12 protein-coding genes are annotated in these 14270 nt (G+C 43.0%); 9 read left to right on the top strand and 3 right to left on the bottom strand.

What is annotated here, in order from left to right; all coding sequences use genetic code 11:
* The first annotated feature begins 391 nt into the window (after positions 1–391).
* Complete coding sequence (parM, locus tag L2764_RS22975) at positions 392–1414, top strand: plasmid segregation protein ParM domain-containing protein (RefSeq protein WP_248942657.1); 1023 nt, start codon at positions 392–394, stop codon at positions 1412–1414.
* 22 nt (positions 1415–1436) lie between these two features.
* On the top strand, positions 1437–2174 hold the full coding sequence (locus L2764_RS22970) for a hypothetical protein (RefSeq protein WP_248942656.1): 738 nt from the start codon (positions 1437–1439) through the stop codon (positions 2172–2174).
* Positions 2175–2251: 77 nt separating this feature from the next.
* Here L2764_RS22970 and egtD read toward each other — a convergent pair whose 3' ends face one another.
* Complete coding sequence (gene egtD / locus L2764_RS22965) at positions 2252–3250, bottom strand: L-histidine N(alpha)-methyltransferase (protein ID WP_248942655.1); 999 nt, start codon at positions 3248–3250, stop codon at positions 2252–2254.
* A 16-nt stretch (positions 3251–3266) separates the two neighbouring features.
* Positions 3267–4511, bottom strand: a complete 1245-nt coding sequence (gene egtB, locus L2764_RS22960; RefSeq protein ID WP_248942654.1) for an ergothioneine biosynthesis protein EgtB — start codon at positions 4509–4511, stop codon at positions 3267–3269.
* Positions 4512–5026: 515 nt separating this feature from the next.
* Between egtB and L2764_RS22955 the strand changes: the two genes are divergently transcribed.
* Complete coding sequence (locus L2764_RS22955) at positions 5027–5608, top strand: GNAT family N-acetyltransferase (RefSeq protein WP_248942653.1); 582 nt, start codon at positions 5027–5029, stop codon at positions 5606–5608.
* A gap of 344 nt (positions 5609–5952) precedes the next feature.
* On the opposite strand, the gene L2764_RS22950 is transcribed toward L2764_RS22955, so the two are convergent.
* On the bottom strand, positions 5953–6096 hold the full coding sequence (locus L2764_RS22950) for a hypothetical protein (protein WP_248942652.1): 144 nt from the start codon (positions 6094–6096) through the stop codon (positions 5953–5955).
* An 811-nt stretch (positions 6097–6907) separates the two neighbouring features.
* On the opposite strand from L2764_RS22950, the gene L2764_RS22945 reads away from it, so the two are divergent.
* The 6 genes from L2764_RS22945 (at position 6908) to L2764_RS22920 (ending at position 13998) form a co-directional block, all read left to right on the top strand.
* Positions 6908–8098 carry an acetyl-CoA C-acyltransferase gene (locus tag L2764_RS22945; protein ID WP_248942651.1) on the top strand — a complete coding sequence of 397 codons (1191 nt, stop codon included), beginning with the start codon at positions 6908–6910 and terminating at the stop codon, positions 8096–8098.
* A 135-nt stretch (positions 8099–8233) separates the two neighbouring features.
* Positions 8234–9733 carry a CoA-acylating methylmalonate-semialdehyde dehydrogenase gene (locus L2764_RS22940; RefSeq protein WP_248942650.1) on the top strand — a complete coding sequence of 500 codons (1500 nt, stop codon included), beginning with the start codon at positions 8234–8236 and terminating at the stop codon, positions 9731–9733.
* A 167-nt stretch (positions 9734–9900) separates the two neighbouring features.
* The gene (locus L2764_RS22935; RefSeq protein ID WP_248942649.1) at positions 9901–11058 is read left to right on the top strand and encodes an acyl-CoA dehydrogenase family protein; all 1158 of its coding nucleotides are present in this window, start codon (positions 9901–9903) and stop codon (positions 11056–11058) included.
* Positions 11059–11106: 48 nt separating this feature from the next.
* Complete coding sequence (locus L2764_RS22930; RefSeq protein ID WP_248942648.1) at positions 11107–12267, top strand: enoyl-CoA hydratase/isomerase family protein; 1161 nt, start codon at positions 11107–11109, stop codon at positions 12265–12267.
* A gap of 68 nt (positions 12268–12335) precedes the next feature.
* Positions 12336–13235 carry a 3-hydroxyisobutyrate dehydrogenase gene (mmsB, locus tag L2764_RS22925; RefSeq protein ID WP_248942647.1) on the top strand — a complete coding sequence of 300 codons (900 nt, stop codon included), beginning with the start codon at positions 12336–12338 and terminating at the stop codon, positions 13233–13235.
* Between the two features lie 4 nt (positions 13236–13239).
* Positions 13240–13998: an SDR family oxidoreductase gene (locus L2764_RS22920; RefSeq protein WP_248942646.1), complete on the top strand. Its 759-nt coding sequence runs from the start codon at positions 13240–13242 to the stop codon at positions 13996–13998.
* Positions 13999–14270: the final 272 nt, after the last annotated feature.

Here is a 14270-nt window from a genome sequence, read left to right as displayed (position 1 = left end):
TGGTTTTTCATTTGAGAACCTTGGCCGATTTTGTGAGAGATTGAAGCTTATAGGCAGCTAACCCTCTTTTCTATACCAAAGTGTGTCGGTTATTATGGCAATCTAAGATCCACTATCTTATAAAGGGTTTGAAGAGTGTTTCTTGTTATCAATGTCTGAGTTTACCAACGTTGAGCTGTGTTATTGCTCGCTGTATGAAGAATGTTGGATTATCAATAAAGCAAATGAAGTGAACGCGGTGGATACATCCATCGCATTTGAGCAATAGAATGACTATTCATGTGAATAACGGGAGTAAGTTTTCAAGGGATAAGCGTAGAGGTATTAAAGTTTATTGAAAATTTGCCGTTATTAAAGCGTAATCCCTTTTTTTAATAGGCTCAGCTTTATAATGCAAGCAGTAACTTTAAAGTTTGCCATCGATGATGGCTCGACGAACGTAAAAATTAGCTGGATAGATGAGGGGCGAGTACGCAGCATCACTTCACCTAACTCCTTTAGAAAAGATTGGAAGAGTGCAGCCTTATTAAGTGATAAAAAAATATTTAATTATCAAATTGGCTCGACAAAATATACCTATGATGCCACCTCTGATAAAGCTTTATCCACGACGCATGTTGCCTTTCAGTACGATGATTTGAACCTATTATCGGTCCATCATGCTTTATTACAAACTGGGGTTGCGCCTTGTGAGGTGAAAATATTAGTGACGCTGCCGATCACTGAATTTTACAACGCGGATGATTGCCAGAAAAATGAAGCGAATATTGCCCGTAAAAAAGCGAATTTGATGCGAGCGATCACCTTAAATAAAGGGGATGTTTTTCAGATCGTTGATGTTGAAGTTCTGCCTGAGAGTTTACCCGCAGTGTTAACGACATTGGTTGATTCTGGTGTGAATGAATTCACTAAATCACTGGTGATTGATGTCGGTGGTACCACCTTAGATATGGGGGTCATTGTCGGTGAGTTTGATGATATATCCAGTGTGTATGGTAATGCTGAAATTGGTGTTTCTATGGTGACCAATGCGACCCGAAAAGCCTTAGCTGCTGCGGACAGTGATGCGAGCTACTTAGTGGCGAATGAACTGATTAAGCGTCGTCATGATCGTGAGTTTGCCAGTGAAGTGATCAATGACTTGAGTAAGGTCGATTGGGTGCTTGAATGTATTGCGAATAAAATTAATGAACTTGGCGATGCGGTGGCTTATGAAGCGAAAACGTTTATGCGTAACCCTAATCGGATTTATTTAGTGGGCGGTGGTGCAACATTGATTGAACAAGCGGTGAGAGAGGCTTATCCCAGTTTAGAGAACAAAATCGTATTACTGGATGAACCTCAAGAAGCACTTTCTCGTGAGATCTGTTGTTACCATGCCGCAGAAGTCGATGAAATAGCCGTAGCTTCATAAGTGAATGAATAGAGGTAATAACATGCGTATTCGATGTAGCTTTATCGTTGAGCCCGAATTGCATACTCATCATCAGTATGCGATTGATATTTTAAGGGCTTGGCAGAAGCAAGAAAAAGAGCTTGAGAGTAGCAAAGAAGTCGCTATGCAGCGGAGCAATGCTTTTCATCAGTCATTGTATCTTTCTGGTCTATATCTGCATAAGTTATCACCTGATTTACCTAAATTAGTGAGTGATCTATTACCCAATGATGAGCTGAGTGTTGAGCCTTTATTATGGCAATTGGCCCAAGTGGGGATAAAACAGCAACAGCAAGGGGCTGCACTGTCATCCGCTCAATGGCTGCAATTAACATCCATCCTTGAAAACCATCATCAAACACAAACGCAAGCATTGAAAGCAGAGCTTGATTCAACGCCGCTGGCGATAAAAGAGGCGGCTGAGCCGAATGTTCAGGCCCAACTTAAGAGTATTGAGCAACATCAGCTGCAATTGCTGACTCATCTTGATGGACTTAAGCTCAATAGTGATACATCGCAGAGTGAAGGTTCACAATCAGCCTCGATTGAAAATGACGCATTACGTCAGCAACTTCAATCTATCCAAGTAGGCCAGCAGGACGTAATGCGACGCCTTGAGTTAATGAGTCAGCAATTTCAGCATGTTCAAATGGTTACGTCAGCAGATAAGACTGATAAAGATAGTTTAGATACGCAGTTAAAACGAGCTCGAAGCGTTAAGGCTAAAGGCTTGTGGTAATGCCTGCAGTATTTGATTGAGAGTAAATTGAAAGCACACACTTAATCCTGTGTGTTTTTTTATAAAGTTCGTTGTTTTTATATTGGAGATAAATAATGGACACTGAATAGTGACTCCTTATCGAGCCACGTTTTTTCGACGGTCAAATACGCTTTGTTGACTAATGCGTTGAAACTGTCAATGGTATATTTATAGGAGTTTTCAGTGTGAATGCTCTCACCTTTTGCGAAGGTTAAGCTGTGATTGTTGACTCGAACAATATGATCGATGTTACTGATTAAATGCATTTCTATTCTTTGTTGTGCTTCATTATAAAAGGCCAAGTGATCAAACTTCTCAGTGTCAAAATTAGCATGAGCTAATTGATTAACATTATTCAAAATATTTAAATTAAAGGCGGCGGTGATCCCTTGCGCATCGTTATAAGCGGCACTTAATAGCGTCGATGATTTATGAAGATCCACCCCAATTAATATTCCTCCTTGTTCTCCTGGCTTGGTAGAGGAAACCCATTGACGTAATTGCTTTAAATACACTAAGGCCGATTCAGGGGTCATGTTGCCTAATGTGGAACCGGGATAAAAAATAACCCGCTTACCCAATGGTATGTCTGTCGGGATTTGGGCCGATTTGGAAAAATCAGAGCAAATGGCATGAATATTTAGCCATGGATATTCTTCACCTAATTGACAGGCTGAACGTTGTAAAAATTCGGCGGCGATATCCATGGGGATATAGCTTTTGGGTGTGAGTGCATTTAATAGCAATCTTATTTTTTCACTGCTGCCACTCCCAGGTTCGATCAGTACTGCATCTTTTCCGCAATATTGGGCAATTTCTGGTGCATTGTGGCTGAGTATGTGTTTTTCTGTTCTGGCAGGGTAATATTCAGGGAGTTGGGTGATCGCTTCGAATAACTCAGAGCCCCGTGTATCGTAAAAATACTTTGGGTTGATGGTTTTTTGCTTTTTTAGTAATCCGTTGAGAAGTTCACTCGCATCATCATTTGTTTCAACATTATGATGTTTAAAAAATACATTTTCGCGAATTTCTTTCTTGGTTGTTGATCCGAACATAGGGTTTCCTTGGTTGTTATTTTGCTAATCGAATACCGCTAAATTGCCAGCGCTGTTCAGGATAAAAGAAATTTCGATAGCTTGCTCTAAGGTGATTGTCAGGACTGGCTGTGGAGCCGCCTTTCAATACCCATTGGTTACACATAAATTTGCCGTTATATTCTCCAATGGTCCCTTTAGCAGTTTTAAAACCAGGGTAAGGGCGGTAGGCACTGCTGGTCCATTGCCAACAATGTCCATATAGGTTTAATAAGCGTGCGTTATGTGGTGGATGGACGTCAATCGAGCTGATATTGATGTCTTGGCGTTTGACTTGCTGTTTAGCGGCATGCTCCCATTCAGCCTCTGTGGGTAATCGAGCACCTGCCCAATTAGCGTAGGCATCGGCCTCGAAGCCACTAATGTGGTTCAGTGGCTGATCATCATGCCGCTCTTGTAGGCCAAATAAGGTGTAATGCATGGGCCTGCCTTCATGGATTTGCCAATATAAGGGCTGTTCCCATCGGTTTTGTTGCACCGCTGACCAGCCATCGGCTAGCCAGAGTTCAGGTCGCTGATAGCCACCATCATCGATGAAAGCTTGAAACTCTCCATTGGTGACTAATCGGTTCGATAAAGAAAAATCAGTTAAGTAGACGTGATGTTTAGGGGATTCATTATCAAAAGCAAAGCCTAATTCACCTGTATTGACGCCTATTTCAATGAGGCCAGCATCAAAGGGGATCCAATGTTGTGGTGACGGGGTGTTATTCTCGCATAGAGAATGTTCGAAGACGGCTGGTAATAAGGGGTTGCGTGACAGTGAGTATTTAATGTCAGTTAATAACAATTCTTGATGTTGTTTTTCGTGTTGGATCCCGAGTAAACAGCGTTCAATAATGATGGCATGCTCGGGGTGAGTGATTTGTTCAATTAAATTAACCATGACTTGATTAATGACTTCTCTGTAAGTCAGTACTTCGTCAAAATGAGGTCTGGATAATAGGCCTCTGTGGGCTCTTGGATATTGCTCGCCAACACCCTGATAATACGAATTGAACAACACCTCATAGGCGGCATGAAAAGGTTTATACCTTGGAGCGAAGGTTTTGAGTATGAAGGTTTCAAAAAACCATGTGGTATGGGCTAAATGCCATTTTGGGGGACTAGTAAAGGTAGCGGCTTGTAGATTAGCATCTTCTATTGTGAGTGCTTCACAGGCCAATATAGAATGTTGGCGTGTGTCTAAAAAAAGGGACTTAATAGCATGTATATTCATCATCTTTTTCTTATTAATGAGAGGTTCATTATAGGGCATTATTTTTATTGTTTATTTATTGTTTATTTATTGTTTATTTATTGTTTATTTATTGTTTATTTGTTGTTTATTTGTTGTTCTTTAAGTGTGTTGTGCGTATCGTGATGAGTAAAGGCTACCGCTTTTTATACTGAACGATACCTTACTTGGGAGAGTGTGTTTTGCTTTGCAATAGCGCCGATGGTTCACTTCATCTCCATTGAGTGAGTTCTTCAAGGGGGCGTTAATCATTTGATAAAATGATAAAGCTACCATGATTTAATTAAACATTAATGGTGAAAGGGTTAAATGTAAACCCCTCTAAAAGCTTATAACGACTATAGTCCACTTCTCTTATTTTTAGGGGTATCTTTAATACCATTTTGATGGGCCATGATCCTGTTACAGTGACGTTGATGAAATAAGTAATATTATTTATAATCAATCTATTGTGGGTGGTAAATTGTTTGATATTTCAGTGAGGATATAAGGGATGTGGTATGACATGGTTATCGAGTGATCCTTTGAATGGGGGATTTGTGACGCTGGAACCTCTTGGTGATCAGCATATTGAAGCATTAAAAGAGGCCGTTTTAGAAGGAGAGCCTTGGACATTATGGTTCGCAAATGTGCCATCGCCAGAGTCAATGGAAAAATATGTACACAAGGCGATGCAAAATGCTGTAAAAGGATATATCGCTTATGCAGTTAAATTGAATAAGACCCATCAAATCATTGGGACGACACGATTTTACAATGTCGAGGCTAAGAATAAACGAGTCATGCTAGGCTTTACTTGGTATGCTGCGTCTGCAAGGCGAACGCCAGTGAATACCGAATGTAAACTTTTACTTCTAAAGCATCTTTTTGATAAACATTCTGCTATAGCGGTTGAGTTTAGAACCCACGTTTTTAACCACACTTCTCGTAAAGCGATTGAAAGACTCGGTGCTAAGCAAAATGGTATTTTGCGTCATCATCAAATGTTGGCTGATGGCTCAATTCGAGATACGGTGGTTTATTCAATAATATCCAGTGAATGGCCAGCGGTTAGCAATCATTTACACAGTAAATTATATTAACGGTGCTTGTTTGCCTTTTGGGTGATGTGTCTTTTAGATGGCTTAGGGTCTGTTTAATTCAGTGATGGAGCACTGGCGATAAACTGGTTACCGCCTAGTCATGGTTGTTAATAACCGGTTTCATAGTCCATTGAGGCTGTATTGGTGGTTTCCCAAGTGTCATCATCATATAAGATGGTGGCTTTTGCCGATGTGTTGCGGCTATAGGCTCGAACGGTGACACCGCATTGAATACCACCAGAGCAACTTACATCCCCTTGCCAAATGACATTACTGATATCTTTGTTGATATTCTCTATGGTAAAGCGCCCTGACGTGCTATTACCAAAACTGAAATCGAGACCCTAGCAATTTGCTGTACCATTGCCGAAAACATTACCGCCAGATTGTACATTTAAATTGCAGACGAGGTTGGCAGCCATGGCGTTTTGTGACACAAGTAGACCTGACATTAATGCCGTTACTTTTAATAGATTGGTTATTTTCATTTGAAGTCCTTTTTCATTGATTGTTTTTTAATGAATCACTCCTTACTGCGTGACACTTTTAACCTAGCAAGTTTGGGGGAGGCTCGACAATTGTTTTGCACTAAAATCATTCTAAAGAGGGGGGGCAAGTAGGGCTACCGCATGAGTGTATGTTATTTAGCCGAACTATTATTGAACGAATAAAACATTGTGGATAAAATATGAATTTATTTAATTAAGTTGGCATGATTGAATATGTTTTATTCATGGTGCTCTGTTTTAGATTGTTATTTCAGTTTTATTTTAATTTCAGTTATTGGATATTTAATCAATTAAGGGTTCCTCTGTTGCTGCCTTTTTATTAGTGTGATGAAATGCATTGTAATCAATATTATACCCATCCGAAATAAGTAGATGATTAATTCAGAGTCTCTGAGGCTGTTCAATTCAAGGCGCATTATTGAGTATGACTATGCCATCGATTTAAGAAGGCTGTCTTAATGCAGGAGCCATTAATGACCTTGCTTACCGCGTGTTGAACTCCGGTTGAAAGATCACATATTGAGTGAGATAGGTATAAGCTTCGATCTAACTTCGATTCACGCTATTTTAGGCTGTTCCGCTTAGCTGTAAATGTGAAGTGACAATTTTATTTGTTCTTTTTTACTCATTTTACCCCTCCAGCCTTGCTTTACGTTAGCGTAAACGTCACAGTGTGTTAATGAGCTTTTTTGTTTAACAAGATACATCTTTAAATGGCTTGAGGTTCGAGGGTAAACGTAGAGCCGTTTTAGAAGAGATGATGTTAGCAAATATATAATCGGAGTGGGAAATGAGTACAGAACAAGCAAATTCAGAGATTGTGATTGTGGCGGCAAAGCGTACCCCTATGGGGGGATTTCAAGGTGCCTTATCCAGTGTTTCCGCTCCTCAATTAGGAGCCGCAGCGATAAAAGGCTTGATAGAACAAACTGCTGTGGATCCTGAGAATATCGATGAAGTCTTGATGGGGTGTGTATTACCCGCCGGATTAGGGCAAGCCCCCGCTCGTCAAGCAGCATTAGGCGCTGAGTTACCTTTATCTGTTGGCGCGACGACACTCAATAAAGTGTGTGGTTCTGGTATGAAAGCGGTCATGTTTGGCCATGATTTGATAAAAGCAGGCAGTGCCAATGTGGTCATTGCTGGGGGGATGGAGAGCATGAGCCAAGCGCCTTATTTGCTTGATAAAGCGCGTAGTGGCATGCGTATGGGCCATGGCAAAGTGTTGGACCATATGTTTCTCGATGGTTTAGAAGATGCCTATACTGGCAGCGCGATGGGCAGTTTTGCGCAGTCAACAGCGGATGAATATAACATTAGTCGGGAAGCGATGGATGAGTTTGCCTTAAGCTCACTTGAAAAAGCCAATTTAGCCATAGAGTTGGGTTTATTTAAGGATGAGGTTTCGCCTGTCACGTTAGTGAGTCGTAAAGGTTCTAACATTATCGATACCGATGAGCAGCCGGGTAATGCCCGCCCTGAGAAAATCCCAACATTACGTCCGGCTTTTGCGAAAGACGGCACCATTACGGCTGCGAATGCCAGTTCTATTTCTGATGGGGCAGCTGCATTAATGTTGATGACGCGAGAGCAAGCAACATTATTGAATATAGATGTGCTTGCTACGATAAAAGGCCATAGCACCCATGCTCAAGCGCCAGCCTTGTTTACCACTGCACCTGTTGGGGCAATGAATCAATTATTAGATAAAATCAATTGGTCAAAAGATGATGTTGATTTATTTGAAATTAATGAAGCTTTCGCCATGGTAACGATGTTGGCGATCTCAGAGCTTGGACTCGATGCTGAAAAAGTCAATGTGAATGGTGGGGCGTGCGCCTTGGGTCATCCTATTGGTTGCTCGGGGGCACGTTTATTAGTGACGCTGATTTATGCATTAAAAGCACGGGGATTAACACGTGGTGTGGCTTCGCTGTGTATTGGTGGAGGTGAAGCGACGGCGATGGCTATTGAAGTGTAAGCAGGTTTTTAATCATTATCCCCCAAGTGAGATGACATTCAGCGTTGATAAGAGCGCTGATTTTGAGCACTGTCACTTGGGCAGTAATAGTCTTAATGCCAACGCAGGTTGGCTTGTTCAGGTAAAGGATTGGATATGACGGCTCAAGTTAAACATTACATCGATGGTCAATTTGTCTTAGGTCAAGGGCAAACACAAATTACCGTAACAAATCCTGCGAATAATCAACCGATAGCGTTGATCAATGCAGCCACTGAGGCAGAAGTTGAAACCGCTATAGCCAGCGCCAAGTTGGCTTTTAAAAGCTGGAAAGAAGTGCCTGTTTCTGAGCGTGCGCGTGTGATGTTGAGGTATCAGCATTTACTTAAAATTCACCATGATGAATTAGCCACTATTTTAGCCCAAGAAACGGGGAAGACCTTCGACGACGCTAAAGGTGATGTTTGGCGAGGGATTGAAGTGGTTGAGCATGCCTGTAACGTTGCCTCATTAATGATGGGAGAAACTGTTGAAAATGTGGCTCGCTCTATTGATACTTATAGTTACACTCAACCTTTAGGTGTCTGTGTGGGGATCACCCCGTTTAATTTTCCGGCCATGATCCCTCTATGGATGTTCCCATTGGCGATTGCGTGCGGAAATACCTTTGTTTTAAAACCCTCAGAGCAAGATCCGATGACGCCACAAAGGTTAGTGGAATTGTTTGAAGAAGCGGGCGCACCTAAAGGGGTGCTACAGCTTATTCATGGTGATAAAACGGCCGTCGATATTCTCCTGCGTCATCCCGAAGTGAAAGCCTTGTCTTTTGTTGGCTCTGTGGCTGTGGGTCAATATGTGTATCGAACCGGAACGGATCACCTTAAACGGGTGCAAGCGTTTGCGGGGGCGAAAAACCATTGCGTGATCATGCCTGATGCGAATAAGCAGCAAGTGATAAATCATTTGGTGGGGGCCTCAGTTGGCGCCGCAGGTCAGCGCTGTATGGCATTGTCGGTGGCCGTTTTTGTGGGCGAAGCGAAAACGTGGATCCCTGAATTAAAGGCGGCCATTGCCAAGGTTAAACCGGGATTGTGGGATGATAAAGAGGCCGGATATGGACCGCTTATTAGCCCTGCGGCAAAAGCGCGAGTCATTGATCTCATTACCCAAGGTATCGAAGAAGGTGCGGATTGTCTGCTCGATGGAAGAGACTTTGCCGTGGCAGGCTTTGAGAGTGGCAATTGGATTGGACCTACCGTGTTTGATAATGTGACTAAAGATATGGTGATCTATAAAGAAGAGATTTTTGGCCCTGTTTTATCGTGTATGCATGCCGATACACTCGATGCTGCCATTGAGATTGTGAATGCCAGCCCGTATGGCAATGGCACCTCTATTTTTACGGCTTGTGGCGCAGCGGCGAGAAAATATCAACATGAGATTGAAGTGGGACAAGTCGGGATCAATGTGCCTATTCCGGTGCCATTACCTTTCTTTTCTTTTACCGGATGGAAAGGCAGTTTTTATGGCGATCAACATGCTTATGGCAAACAGGCCGTGCGGTTTTATACCGAAACAAAAACTATTACTGCACGTTGGTTTGAATCGGATATTGAAATCGCATCCAGCCCGAATATGACCATAGGATTAAAATAAGCGGCTAGGCCAATAAACGTTTAAATAAACTTCGGCTAAATGGCATTATTTGTCATTTAGCCTTTTTAACGATTGATATATCGAAATATGATGAATGAAATATCATTTAATGGATATATGTAAATTAAGTTGTAGACCCAAGAAAAGAGTGCGACAGGAGTACCCGAATGAACTTTAATATTAATGACGATCAACGTCAATTTGTCGAGTTAGCCCATCAATTTTCAAAAGAAGAACTGGCCCCTTTTGCGGCTCAGTGGGATAAAGATCATTATTTTCCACGAGAGGTCATTGAAAAAGGGGGCGAGCTCGGTTTTTGTGGATTATACAGTCCCGAGGCCGAAGGCGGTTTAGGTTTATCTCGCCTTGATGCAGTGCTTATTTTTGAAGAACTGGCGAAAGGGTGTACTTCAACGACGGCGATGTTGACGATTCATAATATGGCCACCTGGATGGTAACCAGCTTTGGCAGCGAGTCATTAAGGCTGCAATGGTCAGGGTCATTAACCAGTGGCGAAAAATTAACCTCTTATTGCTTAACCGAAGCGGGATCGGGTAGCGATGCTGCATCCTTAAAAACAAAAGCGGTTAGGGATGGTGATGAGTATGTCATTTCTGGCGCTAAGATGTTTATATCAGGCGCGGGTGTCACCGATTTGTTGGTGGTGATGTGTCGCACAGGTGAAGCGGGTCCTAAAGGGATTTCAGCCATTGCTATTCCGGCTAATGCAAAAGGGGTGAGTTATGGTAAAGCTGAAGATAAAATGGGCTGGAATGCCCAGCCAACGGCGCAAATTGCTTTTGATGAAGTCCGCGTACCAGTGGATCATTTATTGGGTGAAGAAGGGCAAGGTTTTAGCTTTGCCATGAAAGGACTCGATGGTGGACGGATTAATATTGCGACCTGCTCTGTCGGTACGGCTCAAGCAGCATTAGAGCGTGCGACAAATTATATGCATGAACGTGAACAATTTGGTAAGCCTTTGGCGGCCTTTCAAGCGCTACAGTTCAAGTTAGCGGACATGGCCACTGAGTTGGTTGCGGCAAGAAATATGGTGCGTCTCGCTGCGTTTAAGTTGGATGAAGGGGATGTGCAGGCGACAACGTATTGTGCCATGGCCAAACGCTTTGCAACGGATATTGGCTTTCAAGTGTGTGACAGTGCGTTGCAGATCCACGGTGGCTATGGCTATATTCGTGAATACCCATTAGAGCGATATGTGCGTGATGTGAGAGTGCATCAAATATTGGAAGGGACAAATGAAATCATGCGCTTAATTATTGCTAGGCGTTTATTGGATGAACATGCCGCCAGTGTGATTTAATCTGACTAAACAAACTGCGCCATAGATAAGCTCATTTAAGGGGAATGCATGAAACAGGCTCAATTAGCGGCGAAAATGAATGATACTGAAGCAGTATTGTCGACATCAGATGTGCTTTTTTCCACTTTACCGACTGAAGATGGTCGTTTAATCGGCCATATTAGCCTCAATTGTGAAGCCGCGCTGAATGCACTGAATTTAGAGATGGCTGCTGCGATGTTAGTGCAGTTGGGGCGTTGGAAGCTCGATCCGTCTATTGTGTGTGTGGTGCTTGAAGGTGCGGGAGAGAAAGCTTTTTGTGCGGGGGGCGATGTGCGGGCCATTTATCATGCTGGAGTGAAAGCGCCCGAAGAAGTCACTCAGGAGGCGATGGCCTTTTTTGAACAAGAGTATCGTTTGGATTATTTACTGCATACGTTTGGAAAACCAGTGATTGTATGGGGTGATGGTATCGTGATGGGCGGCGGCTTAGGCTTAATGATGGGGGCGAGCCATCGGATAGTGACTGAGCGCTCTCGTATTGCCATGCCGGAGGTGACCATTGGCCTTTATCCCGATGTGGGTGGGAGTTATTTTTTAAATCGCATGCCGGGTAAAGTAGGACTTTTCTTAGGATTAACTGCATATCAAATGAATACAGCGGATGCACTTTATGTGGGGATTGGTCGTCATAGTCTGCGAAGCCAGGATAAAATGGCGATGTTAGAGGCGTTAAAGCGGCTGCCATGGCAGAGCGCGGCAAGTGATCATCATCAAATGTTAGATACCTTGTTTGGTGAGCTGCAATCTCTTGAGATTGGACAAAGCGTATTGAGGCAACAGAGACTAAAAATCGATGCTTTAATGGCGGGAGAGCTCAGTGAGATAGTGAACCGAGCTAAAAATGAACAGCCAGATGACATCTGGCTGCAAAAAGCACTGCATACTTTTTTAAAAGGCAGTCCGTTAAGTTGGTCGTTAATTTATGCTCAGTCACAGTTAAGTGCAGAGCTGAGCTTAGCCGATATTTTTCAATTTGAATTAGGTCTCAGTGCGAATTGCAGTGCGTTTGGGGACTTTAAAGAGGGCGTTCGCGCGTTGTTAATTGATAAAGATAGAACCCCTCTCTGGCAATTTCCCCAGTTAGATGAGCATTGTGAGGCCGCCGCGAATCGGTTACTGACCTCCCCTTGGGAAAACCAAATTCATCCGTTAGGTGATTTATCTTAAAGTACGCGAGTTAAATAAACACACAGGTTCTTACTGATTAAGTGGCATCGATAAAAGGAGCAAACTCAATGAATACAGTTGCATTTATAGGATTAGGGCACATGGGCCAGCCGATGGCACTTAACTTAGTGAAAGCGGGTGTGACGGTAAAAGTGTTTGATCTTGTTCCAGAGGCGATGGCTGAACTGACTGAGCAAGGCGCTTTGATGGCGACCAGTGCGTGTGGCGCTGCAGCAGGTGCTGATGTGGTGGTGTCCATGTTACCTGCAGGCCGTCATGTTCGGGGTTTGTATCTAGGCCAAGAGGGCCAACCGGGATTATTGGATGTGGTGGCGAAAGAAACGTTATTGATTGATTGCTCCACCATCGATGCAAAAAGTGCCAGTGAAGTGGCAAAGGTAGCGGCATCAAAAGGGATTGAATTTGTTGATGCCCCGGTATCGGGTGGCACGGGCGGTGCGGTAGCCGGAACCTTAACCTTTATTTGTGGTGGAACGGATAAAGGATTTGAGCAAGCAAAGGCCACTTTATCTATAATGGGGAGTCATATTTTTCATGCGGGTGGCGCTGGTGCAGGACAAATTGCTAAAATATGCAATAACATGTTGTTATCGGTGTTAATGATCGGGACATCTGAGTCACTGCAATTGGGTATCGATCATGGTTTGGATCCCAGTGTATTATCTGAAATAATGAAAGTCAGCAGCGGTGGAAATTGGACATTAGAGAAATATAACCCTTGTCCTGACGTGATGCCAAATGTGCCTTCGTCTCATGATTATCAAGGTGGGTTTATGGTGGATTTAATGATAAAAGATTTGGGCTTGTCACAAGAGGCGGCATTATCGTCTAATTCAAGCACGCCTATGGGCGCATTGGCACGGAGTTTATATGTTAACCATGGGCGAAAAGGCCATGGTCAACTCGATTTTTCCAGTATTTTTGAAGAATTTAATAAGAAAGGGTAAGCGAATGGATTTAAAAGATAAGGTGGTGGTCATTACTGGCGGTGCAGGTGGACTGGGTTTTGCTATGGCGCAAAACTTTGCCGCAGCAGGCGCTAAATTGGCACTTATCGACGTGGATCAAGATAAACTCGAAAAAGCGTGCGCTAATTTAGGTGCAGCAACCGAAGTTCAAGGCTATGCCATTGATATTACTGATGAAGAAGATGTTGTTGCTGGCTTTCAATTTATCAAAGAAGATTTTGGTCAAGTCAACGTTTTGGTCAATAACGCGGGGATTTTACGTGATGGTATGTTGCTGAAGGTTAAAGATAACCAAGTGATTGATCGTATGTCATTTGAGCAGTTCCAATCGGTTATCGATGTGAACTTGACGGGCAGTTTTTTATGTGGCCGTGAAGCTGCCGCTACCATGATTGAAACGGAGCAAGCGGGCGTTATCATTAATATTTCGAGTTTGGCGAAGGCGGGTAATTTAGGTCAATCGAACTATTCGGCGTCTAAAGCGGGTGTGGCTGCGATGTCTGTCGGTTGGGCTAAAGAATTAGCACGTTACGGTATTCGCAGTGCTGCTGTTGCGCCTGGAGTCATTGAGACTGAAATGACAGCGGGTATGAAGCCTGAAGCCTTAACGCGTTTAGAAAAGATGATCCCCGTTGGACGTTTAGGTCAAGCCGAAGAAATTGCCACTACTGTGCGTTTTATTATTGAAAATGATTATGTGAATGGTCGAGTTTTTGAGATTGATGGCGGTATTCGTCTTTAATTTTTGTTAAAGGGACTTGAATGCGCAGCAACAATAAGCGCATCAATGCACAAGTGATTAAATCGGGTATTACCTTGATCGAGTTAATGGATTTAACCGATTAAGCTATATTGGTTTATTGATTGCCTATGGCTTAACAGCCCTTTATCAATGAGAAGGTAATAATTAACAAACGGTAAACCCCCGGCTCTGCCGGGGTGACTCGCATAGGTTTCACCTATACCGCGGTATAGGTAGGCTCAAGTCTCGACCAAAAGACAGGAGAGCAACCT

Origin of the sequence: Shewanella surugensis, assembly GCF_023284005.1 — a bacterium.
GTDB lineage: Bacteria > Pseudomonadota > Gammaproteobacteria > Enterobacterales > Shewanellaceae > Shewanella > Shewanella surugensis.
The sequence above is the reverse complement of the archived record's forward strand: the minus strand, read 5'-3'. Positions and strand labels throughout refer to the sequence as shown.

What these genes read in the sequence shown, in the direction of transcription:
- L2764_RS22930 (WP_248942648.1), top strand. Translation starts at nt 11,107, where the DNA reads ATGAAACAGGCTCAATTAGCGGCGAAAATGAATGATACTGAAGCAGTA.
- L2764_RS22920 (WP_248942646.1), top strand. Translation starts at nt 13,240, where the DNA reads ATGGATTTAAAAGATAAGGTGGTGGTCATTACTGGCGGTGCAGGTGGA.
- L2764_RS22935 (WP_248942649.1), top strand. Translation starts at nt 9,901, where the DNA reads ATGAACTTTAATATTAATGACGATCAACGTCAATTTGTCGAGTTAGCC.
- L2764_RS22940 (WP_248942650.1), top strand. Translation starts at nt 8,234, where the DNA reads ATGACGGCTCAAGTTAAACATTACATCGATGGTCAATTTGTCTTAGGT.
- L2764_RS22945 (WP_248942651.1), top strand. Translation starts at nt 6,908, where the DNA reads ATGAGTACAGAACAAGCAAATTCAGAGATTGTGATTGTGGCGGCAAAG.
- parM (WP_248942657.1), top strand. Translation starts at nt 392, where the DNA reads ATGCAAGCAGTAACTTTAAAGTTTGCCATCGATGATGGCTCGACGAAC.
- L2764_RS22970 (WP_248942656.1), top strand. Translation starts at nt 1,437, where the DNA reads ATGCGTATTCGATGTAGCTTTATCGTTGAGCCCGAATTGCATACTCAT.
- egtD (WP_248942655.1), bottom strand. Translation starts at nt 3,250, where the DNA reads ATGTTCGGATCAACAACCAAGAAAGAAATTCGCGAAAATGTATTTTTT.
- L2764_RS22955 (WP_248942653.1), top strand. Translation starts at nt 5,027, where the DNA reads ATGACATGGTTATCGAGTGATCCTTTGAATGGGGGATTTGTGACGCTG.
- egtB (WP_248942654.1), bottom strand. Translation starts at nt 4,511, where the DNA reads ATGATGAATATACATGCTATTAAGTCCCTTTTTTTAGACACACGCCAA.
- L2764_RS22950 (WP_248942652.1), bottom strand. Translation starts at nt 6,096, where the DNA reads ATGAAAATAACCAATCTATTAAAAGTAACGGCATTAATGTCAGGTCTA.
- mmsB (WP_248942647.1), top strand. Translation starts at nt 12,336, where the DNA reads ATGAATACAGTTGCATTTATAGGATTAGGGCACATGGGCCAGCCGATG.